The sequence below is a fragment of the Intrasporangium calvum DSM 43043 genome (genome assembly GCF_000184685.1).
In the GTDB taxonomy this organism is placed as follows: Bacteria; Actinomycetota; Actinomycetes; order Actinomycetales; family Dermatophilaceae; genus Intrasporangium; species Intrasporangium calvum.
Genome location: NC_014830.1, coordinates 1,510,841 through 1,529,866 on the forward strand (window position 1 = coordinate 1,510,841; position 19,026 = coordinate 1,529,866).

The 19,026-nt window shown below is 70.9% G+C and carries 16 protein-coding genes and 2 tRNA genes; 9 read left to right on the forward strand and 9 right to left on the reverse strand.

What is annotated here, in order from left to right; genetic code table 11:
* On the forward strand, window positions 1–1,881 hold the full coding sequence (gene treZ, locus INTCA_RS06830) for a malto-oligosyltrehalose trehalohydrolase (RefSeq protein ID WP_013492183.1): 1,881 nt from the start codon (window positions 1–3) through the stop codon (window positions 1,879–1,881).
* Window position 1,882: 1 nt separating this feature from the next.
* Here treZ and INTCA_RS06835 read toward each other — a convergent pair whose 3' ends face one another.
* Window positions 1,883–2,836 (reverse strand): acyl-CoA thioesterase, encoded by a 954-nt coding sequence (locus tag INTCA_RS06835; protein WP_041307370.1) that lies wholly within the window; start codon window positions 2,834–2,836, stop codon window positions 1,883–1,885.
* Between the two features lie 92 nt (window positions 2,837–2,928).
* A complete protein-coding gene (locus INTCA_RS06840; protein ID WP_013492185.1) occupies window positions 2,929–5,115 on the reverse strand; it encodes a RecQ family ATP-dependent DNA helicase in 2,187 nt (728 codons plus the stop codon).
* Between the two features lie 107 nt (window positions 5,116–5,222).
* On the opposite strand from INTCA_RS06840, the gene INTCA_RS06845 reads away from it, so the two are divergent.
* Window positions 5,223–5,693 carry an acyl-CoA thioesterase gene (locus INTCA_RS06845; protein ID WP_013492186.1) on the forward strand — a complete coding sequence of 157 codons (471 nt, stop codon included), beginning with the start codon at window positions 5,223–5,225 and terminating at the stop codon, window positions 5,691–5,693.
* Window positions 5,690–6,340 (forward strand): DUF8185 domain-containing protein, encoded by a 651-nt coding sequence (locus INTCA_RS06850; protein WP_013492187.1) that lies wholly within the window; start codon window positions 5,690–5,692, stop codon window positions 6,338–6,340. The genes INTCA_RS06845 and INTCA_RS06850 overlap by 4 nt, the downstream gene beginning before the upstream one ends.
* A 28-nt stretch (window positions 6,341–6,368) precedes the next feature.
* Here INTCA_RS06850 and INTCA_RS06855 read toward each other — a convergent pair whose 3' ends face one another.
* The 6 genes from INTCA_RS06855 to pepN form a co-directional block, all read right to left on the reverse strand.
* Window positions 6,369–7,157, reverse strand: a complete 789-nt coding sequence (locus INTCA_RS06855; protein WP_013492188.1) for a glycerophosphodiester phosphodiesterase family protein — start codon at window positions 7,155–7,157, stop codon at window positions 6,369–6,371.
* A gap of 61 nt (window positions 7,158–7,218) precedes the next feature.
* On the reverse strand, window positions 7,219–9,000 hold the full coding sequence (locus INTCA_RS06860; RefSeq protein ID WP_013492189.1) for a glycoside hydrolase family 13 protein: 1,782 nt from the start codon (window positions 8,998–9,000) through the stop codon (window positions 7,219–7,221).
* A 160-nt stretch (window positions 9,001–9,160) separates the two neighbouring features.
* On the reverse strand, window positions 9,161–9,817 hold the full coding sequence (locus INTCA_RS06865; RefSeq protein WP_013492190.1) for a hypothetical protein: 657 nt from the start codon (window positions 9,815–9,817) through the stop codon (window positions 9,161–9,163).
* Between the two features lie 132 nt (window positions 9,818–9,949).
* Window positions 9,950–10,336 carry a globin gene (locus INTCA_RS06870; RefSeq protein ID WP_013492191.1) on the reverse strand — a complete coding sequence of 129 codons (387 nt, stop codon included), beginning with the start codon at window positions 10,334–10,336 and terminating at the stop codon, window positions 9,950–9,952.
* 21 nt (window positions 10,337–10,357) lie between these two features.
* Window positions 10,358–11,287 carry a mechanosensitive ion channel family protein gene (locus tag INTCA_RS06875; protein ID WP_013492192.1) on the reverse strand — a complete coding sequence of 310 codons (930 nt, stop codon included), beginning with the start codon at window positions 11,285–11,287 and terminating at the stop codon, window positions 10,358–10,360.
* Between the two features lie 89 nt (window positions 11,288–11,376).
* Window positions 11,377–13,941 (reverse strand): aminopeptidase N, encoded by a 2,565-nt coding sequence (gene pepN, locus INTCA_RS06880; protein ID WP_013492193.1) that lies wholly within the window; start codon window positions 13,939–13,941, stop codon window positions 11,377–11,379.
* Window positions 13,942–14,181: 240 nt separating this feature from the next.
* Between pepN and INTCA_RS06885 the strand changes: the two genes are divergently transcribed.
* The 4 genes from INTCA_RS06885 to trmB all read left to right on the forward strand — a co-directional run bounded on the left by INTCA_RS06885 (window position 14,182) and on the right by trmB (window position 17,396).
* Window positions 14,182–14,766: a mycothiol-dependent nitroreductase Rv2466c family protein gene (locus tag INTCA_RS06885; protein ID WP_041308493.1), complete on the forward strand. Its 585-nt coding sequence runs from the start codon at window positions 14,182–14,184 to the stop codon at window positions 14,764–14,766.
* A gap of 62 nt (window positions 14,767–14,828) precedes the next feature.
* Window positions 14,829–15,308, forward strand: coding sequence for a ribose-5-phosphate isomerase (locus INTCA_RS06890; RefSeq protein WP_013492195.1), 480 nt, complete (start codon window positions 14,829–14,831; stop codon window positions 15,306–15,308).
* 108 nt (window positions 15,309–15,416) lie between these two features.
* A complete protein-coding gene (locus INTCA_RS06895; protein WP_013492196.1) occupies window positions 15,417–16,532 on the forward strand; it encodes a PP2C family protein-serine/threonine phosphatase in 1,116 nt (371 codons plus the stop codon).
* A 99-nt stretch (window positions 16,533–16,631) separates the two neighbouring features.
* Window positions 16,632–17,396 (forward strand): tRNA (guanosine(46)-N7)-methyltransferase TrmB, encoded by a 765-nt coding sequence (gene trmB / locus INTCA_RS06900; RefSeq protein WP_148236506.1) that lies wholly within the window; start codon window positions 16,632–16,634, stop codon window positions 17,394–17,396.
* A 218-nt stretch (window positions 17,397–17,614) separates the two neighbouring features.
* On the opposite strand, the gene INTCA_RS06905 is transcribed toward trmB, so the two are convergent.
* Window positions 17,615–17,688 (reverse strand) — tRNA-Pro (locus tag INTCA_RS06905).
* 105 nt (window positions 17,689–17,793) lie between these two features.
* On the opposite strand from INTCA_RS06905, the gene INTCA_RS06910 reads away from it, so the two are divergent.
* Together INTCA_RS06910 and INTCA_RS06915 are read left to right on the forward strand one after the other, a co-directional pair.
* Window positions 17,794–17,867 (forward strand) — tRNA-Gly (locus INTCA_RS06910).
* 184 nt (window positions 17,868–18,051) lie between these two features.
* Window positions 18,052–19,026 (forward strand): thiamine pyrophosphate-dependent dehydrogenase E1 component subunit alpha, encoded by a 975-nt coding sequence (locus INTCA_RS06915; RefSeq protein ID WP_013492198.1) that lies wholly within the window; start codon window positions 18,052–18,054, stop codon window positions 19,024–19,026.

Sequence of the window (19,026 nt, forward strand, 5' to 3'; positions counted from 1 at the left end):
ATGACGCCGATCAGGGTGTGGGCCCCCGAGGCTCGGCAGGTCGAGTGCGTCGTCGGTGCAGACCACCACCGGATGACCTCTGAGCCCGGCGGCTGGTGGTCCTGGACCCCGGCGGGCGACGGGCGGATCGACTACCTGCTCTCAGTCGATGGCGGTGATCCGGTCCCTGACCCGCGCAGCGCCTGGCTGCCGCGCGGCGTGCACGGACCGAGCCGGACGTTTGACGCCACCGCCTTCGACTGGACCGATGAGGACTGGCGCGGTCCGCGCGAGGGTCGAGGGACGCTGGGGGCGGTCTTCTACGAGCTGCACGTCGGCACGTTCACCCGCCCGGGGACGCTGGTCAGCGCGATCGGCCACCTCGACCACCTCGTCGATCTCGGGGTCGACGTCGTCGAGCTGATGCCGGTCGCCGCGTTCGGCGGCAGTCACGGATGGGGCTATGACGGGGTACAACCGTACTCCGTGCACCAGGCGTACGGCGGGCCTCTCGCCTTCCAGGTGTTCGTCGACGCCTGCCACGCGCGTGGCCTCGGGGTGTGTCTGGACGTCGTCTACAACCATGTCGGCCCGGTCGGCAACTACCTGCCCACCTTCGGGCCATACTTCACCGAGGGGGATGCGACGCCGTGGGGTGCCGCTGTCAACCTCGACGGGCCCGGCAGCTCGGAGGTCCGCCGGTGGGTGGTCGACAACGCACTCCGCTGGTTCCGGGACTTCCACGTCGACGCACTGCGGCTCGATGCGGTCCATGCCCTGCACGACGAGTCGCCGATCCACATCCTGGCCGAGCTGAGCGACGAGACCGCCGCCCTTGCGGAGCAGCTCGGGAGGCCCCTCGACCTCATCGCCGAGAGCGACCTCAACGACCCCTCCATGGTCAGCCCCACGGCGGCCGGCGGCCGAGGTATGACGGCCCAGTGGGACGACGACATCCACCACGCCCTGCACGTGACGCTCACCGGCGAACGGCAGGGCTACTACGCCGACTTCGCCGGCGGCACCGAAGCCTGGCCGGAGGGCACGCCGCTCCGGGTGCTCGCCAAGACGCTCACCGAGGCGTTCCTCCACGACGGCCGACCGTCGACGTTCCGCGGCAAGGTGTGGGGGGCGCCGGTCGACCGGGAGACCGTGTCAGGGCACCGCTTCCTCGCCTACCTGCAGAACCACGACCAGGTCGGCAACCGAGCAGCCGGAGACCGCATCAACGAGACGATCTCCCCGGGCCAGCAGGCGATCGGGGCAGCGCTCTATCTCCTCTCGCCCTACACCCCGATGATCTTCATGGGGGAGGAGTGGCGAGCCAGCACGCCCTTCCAGTTCTTCACCTCCTTCGACGACCAGTGGCTCGCCGACGCCGTGCGCAAGGGGCGCCGGGAAGAGTTCGCCGCCTATGGATGGGCTGCTGAGGACGTCCCCGACCCGCAGGATCCGGCGACCTGGAGCGGCAGTGTGCTCAACTGGGCGGAGCGCGGCACTCCCGGCCACACGGAGATGCTCGAGTTCTACCGGGAGCTGACCAAGACCCGGTGCCGGGAGCCGGACCTGGCAGCTGGCGACCTCCTGGCGACGACCGTTGAGCTCGACGAGACGGCCGGCTGGGTCGTCATGCACCGCGGCCGGGTCCACGTCGTGTGCAACCTGGGACCGAGGTCCCGGACGGTGCCTCTACCAGACCTGGTCGTCGACAGGGTGCTCGTGTCGTGGGGTCGCGCGCCGATCGTCGACGAACACGGCGTCCAGCTCGACGGTCATGACGTCGCCGTCATCCGGTCGGTCGAGGAGCGTCCCCCCGCACGAAGTGCACACTCGAGTGGGGCGGCGGGCTCGGCACGAAGTGCACACTCGAGTGTGCGGGCCGGTGGACCGATGAGCGCGTGACTCAGTCCTTGACGCGGACCATGCCCTCCTGGGCGACGGACGCGACGAGCCGCCCCCCCTGGAACATCTGACCGATCCCGAGGCCCCGGCCGCTCGAGGCAGACGGGGACTCCTGCATGTAGAGGAACCAGTCGTCGCCCGACACGGGGCGGTGGAACCACATGGAGTGGTCGAGGCTGGCAATCCGGAGTCGTGGGTCGCCCCACGCCAGGCCGTGCCGGCGCAGGACCGGGTCGAGCAGGGAGTAGTCGCTCGCATAGGCCAGCACCGCGGCGTGGACGAGCGGGTCGTCGGGGAGAGTGCCGACGGCGCGCATCCAGACCTGCTGCTCAGCCGGCGAGTCAGGCGCCGGGGAGAGGAAGGTGGACGCCTCGACCGGGCGCTGCTCGATGGGCCGTTGGGTGGCCATGTGGCGCGCTGCGGGATGGTCGATGTGTCCCAACAGGTCAGAGAGCGAGCGGAGACCATCCGGACCCGGCAGGTCGGGCATCGGCAGCTGGTGCTCGAGGCCGGGGGACTGCGCCTGGAACGAGGCTGTGAACGACATGATCGGGGCGTTCTTCTGGATGGCGTGGACCCGTCGGGTCGAGAAGGACCTGCCGTCGCGCATCTCCTCGACGGCGAACCGGATCGGCAGGGTGTCGTCACCGGGACGCATGAAGTACCCGTGCAGGGAGTGGATCGGTCGGGGGCCGTGGCGTTCCTCGACGCCTTGGAGTGTCAGCCCCGCCGCCATGACGCACTGTGCGAGGACCTGTCCGCCGAACACGCGGTTGTGCGGCATCCGTTGGCTGCGTCCCTCGAAGACGCGCGCCTCGGTGGCCCCGATCGAGGAGGCGGCGTCCTCGCCCTCGATGCCGGTGACGGAGATCTTGGCGGTGCCGAGCTCCTCCAGCGTCAGGACGTCGATGAGGTCCTCGATCGGGGAAAGGGTCGGCTGGGCGTCGTGGGTCACAGCGACGACCCTAGTCCCCGCCGCCGCGTCGGCAAGCACTGCCGCGACAAGTACGGCGGCGCCAAGCACTGCGGTGCAACGCACGCCGCCGCTCAGGCCTCCACGGCGAGGGTGAGCGGGAGAACGGCGGGCGCGCCCGCCTCACGCAGCAGCGCGCCGGCCACCGTGAGGGTCCACCTCGAGTCCGCGACGTCGTCGACGAGCAGGACTGGGCCGGGAACGCCTTGGAGACGCTGGTGCAGCTCTGCCCCGACGGTGAAGCGGCCCCAGATGTTCGCCAGGCGGAAGGCACTGTTGCCCCCCGGCTCGCCGACCGGGCCTCCCTCGACCAGGTCGAGGGCGCCCAGGTAGGGCAGCCTGCCGAGCTCGCCGAGGCCGGTGGCAAGAGACGTCACGAGCTGCGGTCGGTGCCGCGACGGCACCGCCACGATCGCAACGGGGCGCTCAGCCCAGTCCCAGGCCCGGAGCACGTCCACCACGGCCCGGAGCACCTCCGGCGGGACCGGGCGGTCCGACGCTGCCGGCTCCGCGCTGCTCGCCTCCGGGCTCGTCGACCCCGGCTGAGGGGTGGTCGAGCGGAGCAGTTCGCGCAGCCGCTGCCCCCAGCCGAGGTCGGTGAGGCGGGCCACGGCGCGGCCCTCCGACAAGGCCACGCTGGGCGCGATCCGCCCCTTGACCGGCACGCCGAGCCGGTCCATGCCGGGCGGCCACTGGACCCGTGGCTCGAGGGCGACCCCGGGACGCTCGAGGCGGGAGCGCGCCGTGAGCACGGCGGCCTCGGGAATCGCGTCGGGGAACCACGTCCCGGCACACCGGTCGCAGCGACCGCACTCCTGGGCCGTGTCGTCGTCCAGGCACTGCTGCAGGAAGGCCATCCGGCAGCCGTCGGACCGCTCGTAGTCGACCATGAGCTGCTGCTCACGCTGACGGGCGTCCGAGACGCGCTGGTAGCGCTCCGAGTCGTAGATCCACGGCTCGCCGGTCGCGACCCAGCCCCCTTGGACGCGCTGCACCGCGCCGTCGACGTCAAGGACCTTGAGGAGCAGCTCCAGTCGGGTCCGGCGCACGTCGACGATCGACTCGAGCGCGACGGTCGACAGCGGGCGCCCAGTCTGGGCGAGCGCCCTCAGCACCGCGTCCGCCTGGTCCTGCCGCGGCATCGACGCCGAGGCGAAGTAGCGCCAGATGTCCTTGTCCTCCGGGCCCGGCATGAGCAGGACATCGGCCCGCTCGGTGGCGCGACCCGCGCGACCGACCTGTTGGTAGTACGCGACCGGCGAGGAAGGTGCGCCGAGGTGGAGCACGAAGCCCAGGTCCGGCTTGTCGAAGCCCATGCCGAGCGCCGAGGTCGCGACGAGCGCCTTGAGCCGGTTGTCTCGCAGGTCCTGCTCCAGGCGGATCCGCTCACCGGGCTCGGTGCGCCCGGTGTAGGCGGCAACCTCGTAGCCGGCCTCACGAAGCGCAGCCGCGACATCCTCGGCCGCCGAGACGGTCAGGGCGTAGACGATGCCCGAGCCGGGCAGGTCGCCCAGGTGTGCGATGAGCCAGGCCAGACGTTGCTCGGGGGCGGACAGCGGCAGCACGCCCAGTCGCAAGGAGGCCCGGGCCAGCGGACCGCGCAGCGTGAGGACGTCTCGGCCTCCGGCGCCCAGCTGCTCGACGACGTCGGTCACGACCCGCGCATTGGCCGTGGCAGTCGTCGCCAGCACGGGAGTCTCCTCCGGCAGCGTCGTGAGCAGGTCCCGGATCCGGCGGTAGTCGGGGCGGAAGTCGTGGCCCCAGTCGCTGATGCAGTGTGCCTCGTCGACGACGAGCAGCCCGCACGTCTGGGCCAGCCCAGGCAGCTGCTCCTCGCGGAACCGCGGGTTGTTCATGCGCTCCGGGCTGACGAGCAGCACGTCCACCTCACCCCGGGCCAGGGCGCCGGACACGGCCGCCCACTCGTCAGCGTTCGTCGAGTTGAGCGTCACGGCGCGAATACCCGCGCGCTCGGCCGCGCCGATCTGGTCCCTCATGAGTGCGAGCAGGGGGGAGACGATGACGGTCGGACCGGCTCCCTCGGCCCGGCGCAGGGCGGTCGCGACGAAGTAGACCGCCGACTTGCCCCACCCGGTGCGCTGGACGACGAGGACCCTGCGGTGCCCGGTCACCAGCGCCTCGATGGCCTCGAGCTGGCCGTCGCGGAAGTCGGCGTCGTCCCGTCCGACGAGCCGCCGCAGCGCGACGGTTGCGCGCTCGCGCAGGTCGAGGGCGGCGAGGGCGGCGGGTGAGCTCGGCATGCACCCAACCTACGTGGACCCGCTGACCGCGCTCAGCGGCATACGGCAGCTGTGGACGACGCGAGACCCACGCGAGGGGATGTGGACGACCCTGCAAGGATGCTGCCATGGAGCCGTACGCCGCCCACGTGTCCTTGCGATGGTCCGACATGGACGCCTACGCCCACATCAACAACGTCCAGTTCCTGCGCCTGCTCGAGGACGCCCGCGTCATCGCCTTCCGGGACTGGTTCGACAACCCCCACGGGGGGCGCAGCCTCCTCGACGAGGGGGTTCTCGTGTCCCGGCACGAGATCGAGTACCGGCGTCCACTCGGCTTCCGGCACGAGCCCGTCGAGATCCGCATCTGGGTCTCCCGGATCGGCGGCGCCGGCTTCGACGTGGCCTACATCGTCACCGACCCGCAGCCGCTGCGCGACGCGGTCGGGGGCGACGCGACGATCTACGCGGTCGCCGAGACGGAGCTGGCCCTCTACGACTTCACGGCGTCGACCCCGCGGCGCATGCGGCCCTCCGAGCGGTCCTCGCTGGAGCGACAGCTCGGCGTCGTCGCACCCTTCAGGAGGAGGCGTCGATGAACCCGAGCGTGGACCTGATCGACTTCGGCGACGCGCACGGCGTCACGGACCTCGCGACCTTCGTCGGGCGAGCGCGCGTCGCCGTTCCGGACGGGGCGGTGCGGCTGCAGGTCCCGGCTCCGGGGCTGCTCGTGGCGACCGTCGCCATCCTCGAGGGCACCGGCCTCATGGGGGAGGGCACGGTCCTGGGGTTGCGCGTCGTCTCGATCCGCGAGGCCGCACCGGGGGTCGACGCGACGGTGAGCTTCAGGTCGGTCAGCGACCGGCTGGCGCGCCATCGCGAGGAAGAGACCACCTTCAGCGTGCCGGCCACCACGGTGACTCCGTCCTGGGCCGGTTTGACCCCGCCCCGCCAGGGCTGGGAGCGGGTCGGGCTGCTCGACGGTGCCGCGGTGCGCCGGATCGCCGAGCAGGGGATCGCCGAGGTCGCCGAGCAGCCGCACCAAGGTGGCGGCGGTGCCGCCGTTGCCGCCCTGCGCCGCCGCGTCTGGGGAGCGATGAGCGACACCGTCCCGCCGATCGCAGCCGGTCTGGCGTTCGGCGCCCACGTCCTCGGCTTCCTCCGCCCCGGCGAGACGGCGGCGGTCGCTACCTGCGGACGGTGGACCCGCCTCAGCACCGTCCGCGGTCACGTGCTGATGCGGTGACGCTGCTCAGTCGCTGGCCTTCAGCGACTCACTGGACACCCGTCCACTCGCCGCGGTCGGTCAGCACCTGCTTGAGGACGTCGATCCGGTCACTGACGAGTCCGTCCACCCCGAGGTCGAGCAGCCGGTGCATCTCCTCGGCATCGTCGACGGTCCACGCGTGGACCTGCTTGCCGAACTGGTGCGCCGCGTCGATGAGCTTCCGCGTGACGACCGTGACCTCCCGTCCTCCCAGCACGTGGGTCGGCGGGACCTGGAACACGTCCGCGGGCGTCCGCAGCAGCCGGGAGAGCGCCCTGGGCCCGAAGCGCATCAGGACGGTGCCGGCGTGGGAGGCAGCGGTCGCCACTCGACCGGCTGACACCTTGCGGAAGGCGCTGATCTCGCGCTGGTAGAAGGACCCCACGCAGACTGCGTCCTGCAGCCCGCGCTGCTCGACCAGCTCCCAGAGCAGGTCTGCGGTCCGTGGTGCCTTCAGGTCGATGTTGAGCTTGATCCCCGGAAACGTGTCGATGACCTCGGTGAGGAGCGGGACGTGCTCACCGTGCCCGACCCGCGCCCACCGGACCTGCTCCCAGTCCAGCTGCCTGATCCGCCCCTGCATGTCGGACACGCGGTCGAGATGGTCGTCGTGGAAGGCCACCAAGCGGCCGTCCCGCGTTGCATGGACGTCCGTCTCGATGTGCGTGTACCCGAGCGCGACGGCATGCCGGAACGCCGTCATCGTGTTCTCCAGCCCGCTGTTGGGCGCGTAGAGGGCTCCTCCCCGGTGCGCCAGCGCGATCGGCGTCGCGGCGAGGTACGGCCTCGTGGTCATGCGCTGAGGCTAGTCGCCGGGGCACGGCCGTCGATGGACCCTCGGCGCAGTCCGCCCACCGTCAGGACCAGATCGCCCACACGCTCGTGTCGGTGGGCACGAGGCCGCCCTCGAGAGGGCCGGACGACACGAGGACCCGGGCTCCGTCCGGCAGGGCGACCGGTTCCGAGCCGAGGTTCGCGACCACGAGGAGCCGGCCCCGAGAGGGGCTCGCGTTGACGAACGCCACCACGTCCGAGCCGTAACCCTCGACGAAGGCCAGCGACCCGCTCCCGACGGCCAGCTCGCGACGGACTCGCAGCAGGTCCCGGTAGAGCTCGAGGGTCGACCCCGCGACGCCGAACTGCCGGTCGACGGCGTAGGAGGCATAGACGTCGGGCTGGGGGAGCCAGGTGCGGTGCGTCGGGCCGAAGCCCAGGCCCTCTGCGTCGGCGGCCCACGGCATCGGCACCCGGCAGCCGTCGCGTCCCTTCTCGGTGCCGGCGCTGCGCAGGAAGCTGGGGTCCTGCCGGAGCTCGTCGGGCAGGTCGGTGGAGTCGGGCAGGCCGAGCTCCTCCCCCTGGTAGAGGTACGCACTGCCGGGCAGCGCGAGCATCAGGGTGGTGGCAGCGCGCGCCCGGCGCAGGCCGAGCTCGCGGTCCGGCTGCGGGTCGTCGGCACCGATCCCGTTGGGACGCTTCGTTCCGGGCGCGTAACCGAGACGAGTGGCGTGACGCACGACGTCGTGGTTGGACAGCACCCACGTCGAAGGGGCGCCGACGGAGCCAGCTGCCTGGAGGGACCGCTCGACCACGGCGACGAGGTCCTCGGCGACCCATGGGGTCCCCAGGAAGTCGAAGTTGAACGCCTGGTGCATCTCGTCCGGCCGCAGGTAGTGGACTGCGCGCTCCTGAGGCTCGACCCAGGCCTCCGCGCAGAGGATGCGGTCGGGGGCGCCGTAGGAGTCGAGGATGGCGCGCCAGGCGCGGTAGACCTCATGGACGCCGTCCTGGTCCCAGTACGGCGTGTGGTGGGTCGGCTCCGGCTCCGCCCCCTCGAGCACGTGCGCGGCGGCCTGCTCGGTGTCGCCGAGCATCTGGGTGCGGGCCTCGTGGTCCGGCAGACCGTCCTTCTTGACGAGACCGTGCGCGACGTCCACGCGGAACCCGTCGACGCCTCGGTCGAGCCAGAAGCGCAGGACCGACTCGAACTCCGCGCGGACGTCGGGGTGCTGCCAGTTGAAGTCCGGCTGCCTCGAGTCGAAGAGGTGCAGGTACCACTGGCCGGGTGTGCCGTCCGGCTCGGTCACCCGGGTCCAGGCGCGACCACCGAAGACGGACTCCCAGTTGTTCGGGGGCAGCTCGCCGGCGGCGCCTCTGCCGTCGCGAAAGAGATAGCGGGCCCGCTCCGCCGAACCGGGCGCGGCCGCGAGCGCAGCCCGGAACCAGGGGTGCTCGTCGGAGCTGTGGTTGGGGACGAGGTCGACGATGACCCGCAGGTCGAGGGCGTGGGCCCGCTCGATGAGCCGGTCTGCGTCGGCCAGGGTGCCGAACGTCGGGTCGACGTCGCGGTAGTCCGCCACGTCGTAGCCGGCATCTGCCTGCGGACTCGTGTAGAACGGCGAGAGCCAGAGGGCGTCCACACCGAGCCTGCGGAGGTGGTCCAGGCGCGCGGTGATGCCGGGGAGGTCGCCGATCCCGTCGCCGTCGGAGTCGGCCCACGACCGCGGGTAGACCTGGTAGATCACCGCATGGCGCCACCAGGGCGAGTCCGGGGACTCCGGGGGGTGCACCGGAGTCGTCGGCACGTGCAGAGAGGGGCCGGCGAGGTCACCGGCTCGGGTCGGCGTCGAGATCGAGGTCACGAGGGAACATGATTGACCATCCGGGCCGAAAACCAAAGCAAGTTCTGCAAATTCTTGCATCCTGACGTGGTTGGGCGGGCCCGCAACCCCCCACGCGGTCCGGCCCGCGCCTCCACGAGGGAGGCGCGGGCCGGACCGTTTGGGGTCGGTTCAGGAGGGCTCAGGTACCGAGACCGGCGCCCATGCCAGCGCCCATGCCGGCGCCCATGCCGGCCCCCATGCCGGCGCCCATGCCGCCACCGCGCATGCCGCCCATGCGGCCACCGATCACGCCCGCGTCGATCGCCTTCTTGACGGCGTCCGCCTCGGCCTGGGTGAGCTTGCCGTCCGTGACCGCCTGGTCGAGCAGGTCGGTGAGCGCTTGGTCGCGCTCCGCCTCGTGGGCGGCCTGGACCTTCTCGAGGGCCGCTTCGACCTTGCTGACGTCGATGCCGAGCTTGTTCGCGAGGGTCTTGGCCATGGTGCCCTGCATCTGGTTGTGCACCGTGTCACGGTCGATGCCGCCGTTCTGCGCCGAGTCCCTCAGGCCAGCCATCTGGTCGCGCAGGCTGTCGCGGGCCGCGTCCATGGCGTCGCGGAGCTTCGTCTCGTCCACGCCGAGGGCGGTGGCGAGGTCGGACAGGTCGGCGTGCATGCCTGGGGCGCCGTGCCCCATCCCGCGTCCCATGCGGCTCGTGTCGGTGGCGGCGCTCTGGGTCGTGGTGGTGGGCGTCGGGGTCTCCTGCGCCTGAGCCACGCTGGAGAACCCGAGACCGAGCGCGACCGCGGCCACTCCGACGGTGGCGATCCCAGCCATCCTCTTGTTGATCGGCAGCATGTCGATCCTTGTCCTTTCTGCGACCCGCCGTGTCGGCGAGCATCGGGGGTTTTTCGTCCTGATGCCAGACAACACCCACGACCAAGCAGCAGCCTCTCAACAACCTGTGAGTCCCTGTGAGACCGGGGAGGATCAGTAGGCGCCGTCCGGCCCCGGCGCGTTGACCAGCGAGTACGCGGCTCGGGTGAGGTAGTCGCGGAGGCGGTCGTCGAGCTCGGCGTCAAGGTTGAGCGTGTCCACGGCACGCATCATGTGCAGCAGCCACCGGTCCCGCATGTCCGGGGTGACGGCGAACGGCACGTGTCGCATCCGCAGCCGAGGGTGGCCCCGCTGCTCGGAGTAGGTCGTCGGGCCGCCCCAGTACTGCTCGAAGAACAGGCGCAGTCGGTCCTCCGCCGGACCGAGGTCGTCCTCGGGGTAGAGCGCCCGGAGCGCTTCGTCCTGGGCGACGCCTCGGTAGAACTCGCGCACCAGCTTGGCGAAGGTCTCGTGGCCGCCGAAGTCGTCGTAGTAGGTCACCGGGCGATTCTCCCAGACCGGTCAGGGCCCCCCGGCCTTGCCGCTGAAGGGGGGGACCTGCGGGAGCAGGACGGGGGAGCGGATCCCCTCCCGGTCGAACGCCAGCTTGACGCGTTCGCGGATCTCCCGCTGGACCGCGAAGTGCTCCTGGGCGACGGTCTTGGCCAGGACGCGAATCGTCACGGCGCCTCCGGCGATGGACTCGACCCCGACGACGTCCGGCGGGCCGAGGAGCTTCTCGTCCCAGGGAGCCTGCTGGTCCATCGTCTCGACGACGGCGCGGATCACGCGCTGGGCCCGCTCCACGTCCTCGTCGTAGGCGACCGGGATGTCGACCATGGCCGTGGACCAGCCCTGGGAACGGTTGCCGATGCGGACGATCTCGCCGTTGCGGACGTACCACGTCACGCCGCTCGCGTCGCGCAGCTGCGTGACGCGGAGCGTGACGTTCTCGACGGTCCCGACGGCCTCCCCGGTGTCGATGACATCCCCGACGCCGTACTGGTCCTCGATGATCATGAAGATGCCGGAGAGGAAGTCCTTGACCAGGCTCTGGGCCCCGAAGCCGAGCGCCACGCCACCCACCCCTGCGGAGGCGAGGAGCGGTGCCAGCGGGATCTCGAGCAGCGCCATGACAGTGAGGACCGCAACGGTGGCGACGACCACGGTGATGACGCTGCGCAGCAGCGAGCCCATGGTCCGGGTCCGCTGGACGTGGCGTTCGTGGGCCAGGCCGATGGCCTGCACCAGCGAACGCCCGCCACCCGGCAGCTCCGCGAGCCGCTGGGCGTGCCGGCTGGTGGCGGTGCTGACGACCCGGTCGATGAGCCGGAGGAGCAGCCAGCGGGCGACGACGGCGAGCGCCAGGGTGACGATGATCCTGACCGGGACCCCGAAGAGCCAGTCACCCACCTGGGCCCACGTGAGCATCGGAACTGAGCTGAGCGGCATACGGCTCATCCTTTCAACTCGGGACGGGGCCCGCGCGACCCCCCGCCGGTCGATGCCGTATGCCGCCCAGCTCGGTGCCGCTCGGCGGCTCAGTCGCGCTCGGCGTCCTTCGCCTGCGCGAGCAGGGCACGGGCGATCGTGTCCCGGTTCTCCGCGACGGTCCGGGCCAGACCCGCGGGAGCATCCGGGTGGGTGCGCAGCCATGCGTCAGAGGCTGCCTTGAGCGTCTCGTCCGCCAGGTCGAACGGGTAGAACCCGCCGACGACGCGCTCGCCGATCGCGACGCTCCGAGCTGCCCAGGCATCGAGCAGCATCGCGTGGTACTTCTCGACGTAGGGCTCGAGGAGCGACCGGTCGGTGCTCCGCCGGAAGCCGCCGGCGATGGCCTGGACCATCTGGTTGGACAGGTCGTTGTGCTCCACGGCCTTCGTCCACGCGTCCGCCTTGGCCTCGGCGGTCGGACGGGCGGCGAGCGCCTCGGCGGCGCGCTCCCGTCCCGTCGAGGTCGGGTCCCGGTCGAGCTCCGCCTGGATCTCGGCGGCGTCGGCGGCGCCGAGGGCGGCCAGGGCGCGAACGAGCACCCAGCGCAGCTCCGTGTCGATGCTGAGGCCGGGGAGGGTCGACTCACCGGCGAGCAGGCCTCGCAACTGCCGCTCGTCGGCCGGGTCGACGGTGGTGTTGGCCCAGGCCTCCAGCAGCTGGAACTGTGCGTCGCTGCCCGGCTCTGCCGACTCGGCGAGTCCATGCAGCGTCGAGGAGAGCAGCGCGGCCGTCTCAGCGCGGTGGTCAGGTGCGGTGTAGAGGCGCGTCGCCGTGGTGATCTGCGTGAGCAGGACACGCAGCAGCGTCGAGTCGCTCTCGCCGGGGAGAGAGTCGAGGACGAAGCGGACGAAGTCGCGCGCCGGCATCTCCGCGTCTCGGGTCATGTCCCAGGTGGCGCCGAGCACCAGCGAGCGGGGCAGCGACCCCTGGAAGCCCCGGGGCAGGTCGAGCGCGGTGCGCAGTGACCGCCGGTCGAGGCGGATCTTCGCGTAGGCGAGGTCGTCGTCGTTGAGCAGCAGCAGGTCGGGCTGGGCCACGCCGACGAGCTCCGGCAGGTCGGTCCGGTCCCCGTCGATGTCGACCTCGTCGTAGCCGACCCGGACGAGGGTGTCGCCGTCGCGGTCGTAGCGGCCGATGCCGACCCGGTGCGGACGCAGGGTCGGGTGCGACTCTGCAGCGGTCTGCACCACGGAGAACGAGCTGAACGTGCCGTCCTCCGCGACCTCGAAGACGGGACGGAGCGTGTTGACTCCGGCCGTCTCGAGCCAGAGCTTCGACCAGGAGGTGAGCTCTCGCCCGGAGGCCCGCTCCAGCTCGCCGAGGAGGTCGGCGAGCGTCGTGTTGCCCCAGGCGTGCTGCGCGAAGTACTCGCGGAGGGCCGCCACGAAGGGCTCGCGACCGACGTAGGCGACGAGCTGCTTGAGGACGGAGGCGCCCTTGGCGTAGGTGATCCCGTCGAAGTTGACCTCGACGTCCTCGAGGTGCCGCATGTCCGCGGCGATCGGGTGCGTGGAGGTGAGCTGGTCCTGCGCGTAGGCCCAGGCCTTCTCGGCCGTCCCGAAGGTCGTCCAGGCGCTGCGCCACTGGGTCGCCTCGGCCTGGCACGTCGTGGAGGCCCACTCGGCGAACGACTCGTTGAGCCAGAGGTCGTCCCACCACTTCATCGTCACGAGGTTGCCGAACCACATGTGGGCCAGCTCGTGCAGGATCGTCAGGGCCCGCCGCTCGACCTTCGCCTCGGAGACCTTCGACCGGAAGACGTACACCTCGGTGAACGTCACCGCGCCGGCGTTCTCCATCGCCCCCATGTTGTACTCGGGCGTGAAGACCTGGTCGTACTTCTCGAAGGGATAGGGCTGGTCGAACTCCGCCTCGAAGAACGCGAAGCCGCGCTTCGTGCAGTCGAAGATGTTGTCGGCGTCGAGGTGCTGCCTCAGGGACTTGCGGCAGAAGACGCCGAGCGGCACGACGCCATTCCGGGTCGCGACCTCGTCACGGACCTCGTCGTAGGGACCGGCGATGAGCGCGGTGATGTACGAGGAGATCCGCTTCGTCGGCGGGAACTCCCACGTGGCGACCTCGGTGTGGTCCACGACTCCACCCGGGGCTGGCACGGGAGTTGGGGAGTTGGAGATCACCTTCCAGTGCGCGGGTGCCGTGACGGTGAACCGGAAGGAGGCCTTGAGGTCGGGCTGCTCGAAGACCGCGAACATCCGCCGCGAGTCGGGCACCTCGAACTGGGTGTAGAGGTAGACCTCGTTGTCGACGGGGTCGACGAAGCGGTGCAGGCCCTCGCCGGTGTTGGTATAGCGGCCCGTGGCGTCGACGGTCAGCTCGTTGTCCGCCCCGAGGCCCGGCAGGGTGACCCGCGACTCAGCGAACACCTGGGCGGGGTCGAGCTCGACACCGTTGAGCGTGACCTTCTCCACCGAGTCGGGGATGAGGTCGATGAAGCTCTCGGCGCCCGGTTCGGAGCAGCTGAAACGGACGGTTGAGACGGTGCGGAAGGTCTCCGGGCCCGTGGTCAGGTCGAGGACGACGTCGTACGTCTCGACTCGCAGCAGGCTGGCACGCAGGGCCGCCTCGTCGCGGGTCAGGTTCTTGCCGGGCACGGAAGTCCTCCTCATGGGACGGGATTCGTGGGGGAGACCGGTCCGTGCGGTGGGGACGGCCTCGTCGCGGTGGACATCCTCGCACGGAAGTCGGCGGACCCAGGGACCGCTCAGTGGGACCGGGGCACGAGCCGGGGATGGAAGGATGAGGGCATGGCCACCGAGACCCCGACCGAGACCCCGAACGAGACCCCGAACGACACCGCCGCCGAGAGCCAGACCGACCGCAGCTCGGTGGAGATGTGGTTCGACCCGATCTGCCCCTGGGCCTGGATGACCTCGCGCTGGCTCATGGAGGTCGAGCGGCTGCGTGACGTCGAGGTCACCTGGTCGGTGATGAGCCTCGCCGTGCTCAACGAGCACCGCGACCTCGACGCGGCCTACCGCTCCCTCATGGACAACGCCTGGGGCCCGGTCCGCGTCATCGTCGCTGCCGCGGAGGAGCATGGCCCAGGGGTCGTCAAGCCGCTCTACGACGCCATGGGCACTCGGATCCACCCGGGGAGGATGACGGACCTCGACCGGGTGGTCCGAGAGTCCCTCGAGGAGGTGGGTCTGCCCGGTCGCATCGCGTCCGCCGCCCATCACAAGACCCATGACGCCGCCCTGCGTCGCAGCCACAAGCGTGGGATCTCACTCGTCGGCACCGACGTCGGCACGCCGATCATCGCGGTCGAGGGCGTGGCCTTCTTCGGTCCGGTCGTCACCCCGGCTCCCAAGGGGGAGGACGCTGCGCGGCTCTGGGACGGCTGCGTCCTCGTCGCCGGCACACCCGGCTTCTACGAGCTCAAGCGGACCCGAACCGAGCACCCGATCTTCACCTGAGGCGCCCGCCCCGGCGCTGGACCATCTCCCACCCTCCGCACGCAGTGCACCAAAGGACGAACATGCGTATCCACATTGGCGGCGACCACGCCTCCTACGAGCTCCAGCAGACCCTGATGACGCACCTCGAACGATCCGGTCACGACGTCGTCAACCACGGTCCGTTCAGCTACGACGCCCAGGACGACTACCCGGTGTTCGTCCTCCGGGCTGCCGAGGCGGTGGCCGCCGACCCGGGGTCGCGCGGCGTCGTCCTAGGGGGATCCGGCAACGGAGAGCAGATGGCTGCGAACAAGGTGGCGGGCATCCGGGCCGCGCTCGCCTACTCGGCCGAGCTGGCCGCGCTCGCCCGGGAACACAACGACGCCCAGGTCGTCTCGATCGGGGCTCGTTTCACGCCGGAGGACGTGGCCACGCAGATCGTCGACACCTTCTTGGACACGGAATTCTCCGATGACGCGCGCCACAGCCGTCGCATAGGTATGGTTTCGGCGTACGAGGCCGACCGGATGCTCCCGCCGCTGCCGGACTCGGTCAGCTGAGGGGCCACCGTCAGGGTGGGCCCGACGACTGACTCCCCCTCACTGAAGCAACGAGGATCGCTGCCAGCCGGACCCTCCACGGCCCCTACGATCCAGGGATGGAGGCCCGTGGCCCTCAAGGAGACGTATGTCTCGAGCCGCCCGAGCATCGCGGCCGGGCCGATCCGTCGTGCCCGGATGATGGTTCCCTGGATGTCCCGGGCGCCGTGGCTGCTCGTCGTCGGCCTGGTCCTGCTCGGGCTGGGCGCCGGCTGGGCCATCTCCAGCTGGCCTGAGCACGTCCCCTGGGGCATCTTCGCCCTGCTCGTCGTCGTGGGCGGGCTCTTCCTCGAGCCGAGACACCTCGTCATCGTCTACGTCGCGCTGTTCGCCACCATGGCGGTCGTCGGCGCCGCCCTCGGCGAGCGCAAGGGGGCGACGTTCGGCACGGAGCTCGTCACCCTGGCGACGATGCTCCTGATGATCTGGCTCGCGCACGCCCGCGCCCAGGTGGGAGTGGTCGGGGTCAGCGGTGAGTCGATGCTCGTCGACATGCGTGACCGCTTGCGGGCCCAGGGTGAGCTGCCCGAGCTGCCGCCCGACTGGTCCGCGGAGGTCGCCCTCGAGTCGGCCTACGGCGACAGCTTCGCTGGGGACTTCGTCGTCGCCGGTCGATCCACCGACGGCACGACCCTCGAGATCGCGCTCGTCGACGTGTCCGGCAAGGGTCGTCAGGCAGGCACGCGGTCCCTGCTCCTGTCCGGTGCCCTCGGCGGGCTGCTCGGCGAGATGAGCGAGCGGGGGTTCCTGCATGCTGCGAACAACCACCTGCTGCGGCTGCGGTGGCCGGAGGGATTCGCCACTGCGGTCCACGTGGCGATCAACCTCGAGACGGGGGTGTTCTCCATCGGCTACGCCGGGCACCCCGCCGCTGCACAGTTCGCGGCCGGCTCGGGACGCTGGCGGATGCTCTCGGGCGGGAGGGGCCCGCTGCTGGGCGTCATCGAGCACGCCGACTATCCGCGCGAGGTCGGCACGCTGCGCCGCGGCGACGCGCTGGTCCTCTACAGCGACGGCGTCATCGAGGCTCGCGACAAGACCTTGGTCGACGGGATCGACCGGATGCTGGGTCGTGCCGAGTCGTTCGTCACCAAGGGCTTCGAGGGGCTGGCGCAGCGGCTCTGTGACCACGCGATGGCAGGCCACGGCGACGACCGCGCCGTCGTCACCATCTGGCGCCGTTGACCCCATCGATCCCCAGGCGACCTCGTCGTCCTGACCGGTGTCGAACATGCAGACCCGTCGGGAAGGTCCGGTGAACGCCGGCCTCACTACGATGCCGGGGTGAACGAGCTCGCCGACCAGCCGACTGACCAGCCCGCCGAGCACTCCTCGCGTGGACCCGCCGAGCCGGCGCGCCGGCGAGCCCATGAGGTGCCGGACCTGCCCCAGGGAGTCGCGCCGGCGCGGGTACGCAGCTTCGTCCGTCGCGGACGTCGGTCTGCACTGACCCTCGACCGGCTGCACCGACTGGCCCCCGCGCGTGCCCTGCCCCCTGGACGGTTCGACCCTGAGCAGGCCTTCGGCAGGGTCGCCCCCGTCGTCCTGGAGATCGGCTGCGGGCACGGCCACGCCGCGATCGCCTTCGCCTCCGCGCGCCCCGAGTGGGACATCGTCGCGATGGACGTGCACTCGCCGGGCCTCGCCCGGATGCTCGCCGACGCCGAGGCTGCCCAGGTGCCCAACCTTCGGGTCGAGCAGGGAGACGCGGTCGTCTTCCTCGAGGAGCGGGTGGGGGACCGGGTGTTCGACGCCATCCACCTCTTCTTCCCCGACCCGTGGCGCAAGAAGAAGCACACCAAGCGCCGGTTCGTCTCCCCGACCAACCTCGACCTGCTCGCTCGCGTCCTCAAGCCCGCTGGGCATATCCTCGTCGCCACCGACCAGGAGTTCTACGCCAGGCACGTGCTCGACGAGGTGGCCGCGCACCCGCGGTTCGACGGGCGCCGGGTCGACCGCCCGGATTGGCGTCCCGCCGTGGGCTTCGAGGCCAAGGGCCGGGCCGCCGGGCGCGAGATCCACGAGCTACGCCTCGACCTCGTCGGCTGAGGCGAACCTGCACAGTGCAGGTCCGGCTGTCGCCGATGTCCTGAGACATCACATGGTCGGGGCACGCCGTCGCTCGTGCCTCGCTCCTCCCCTGTTGAGGGGACCTTCGGTCGGGGCACGCCGTCGCTCGTGCCTCGCTCCTCCCCTGTTGAGGGGACCTTCGGTCGGGGCACGCCGTCGCTCGTGCCTCGCTCCTCCCCTGTTGAGGGGACCTTCGGTCGGGGCAACAGGATTTGAACCTGCGACCTTCCGCTCCCAAAGCGGACGCGCTACCAAGCTGCGCCATGCCCCGTCGTACCGACCGGCACGAAGATACCCGCGGGACGGGTCGATTTCAGCGGACGGGACGCGAACCAGTAGGCTAGCGCCTCGGATCGCCGGGTCAACCAGCGGCCCTGCGGGCGTAGCTCAATGGTAGAGCCTCAGTCTTCCAAACTGATTACGCGAGTTCGATTCTCGTCGCCCGCTCCACCAGCTCCTGACCTTCCGCCGAGCGCACCTCGCGCGCTCGGCGGAAAGAGCCCCGGACCTCGACCGGGTGCACGGTGCCCTCCATGCGGGGACCAACGACCCTTGACTCCTCATCCACACCGGGGAACCGTGGCGAGTGTCGGCGCGCCCGGCACCGACCGGAGAAGTTGGAGGAGGCGTCCACATGGAGGACAAGACCAGAGCGGACCTCTACACCACGATGGTGCAGATCCGCGCTTTCGAGGAGGCGATCCTCGCCGACTACCACGCGGACAAGAAGCCCGCGTGGGACATCGGCGCGGGGCTGATCCCGGGGGAGATGCACCTGTCGGCGGGCCAGGAGCCGGTGGCGGCGGGGGTCTGCGCCCACCTCGACAACCGCGACGCGGTCACCGCGACACACCGCCCCCACCACTTCGCCATTGCCCACGGCATGGATCTGAACAAGCTCGCCGCGGAGATCTACGGCCGCGAGACCGGGCTCGGCCGGGGCCGAGGCGGGCACATGCACCTCTTCGACCCGATGACCCACTTCTCGTGCTCGGGCATCATCGCCGAGGGCTATCCCCCCGCGCTCGGCCAGGCCCTCGCGTTCAAGCGGCAGGGGACCGGCGCCATCGCGGTGGCCGTCACCGGCGAGGGGGCAGCCAACCAGGGCGCGTTCCACGAGTCGCTCAACCTCGCTGCCCTGTGGAACCTGCCCGTCGTCTTCGTCGTGGAGGACAACGACTGGGCCATCTCGGTCCCTCGCGCCGCGTCGACGTCGGTGATGTCCAACGCCGACCGTGCCGCGGCCTACGGCATCCCCGGCGTTCGGGTGGAGGACAACGCGGTCGAGGGGGTCTACGACGCGGCGGACGAGGCCGTCCAGCGGGCTCGCAGCGGCGGCGGACCCACCCTCATCGAGGTCCACACGCTGCGCCTCTGGGGCCACTTCGAGGGGGATGCCCAGGCCTACCGTCCAGAGCTCGCCGAGGTGCCGGCGCGCGACCCCATCCCCACCTACGAACAGCAGCTCATCGCCGACGCCGTCCTCGACGAGACCAAGGTCGAGGAGCTGCGCGCCGAGGCCAGGCAACGGGTCGAGGCGGCGCTCGAGTTCGCCAAGTCGTCACCGACTCCGGACCCGTCCACCGCAACCCAGTACGTCTTCGCGTGA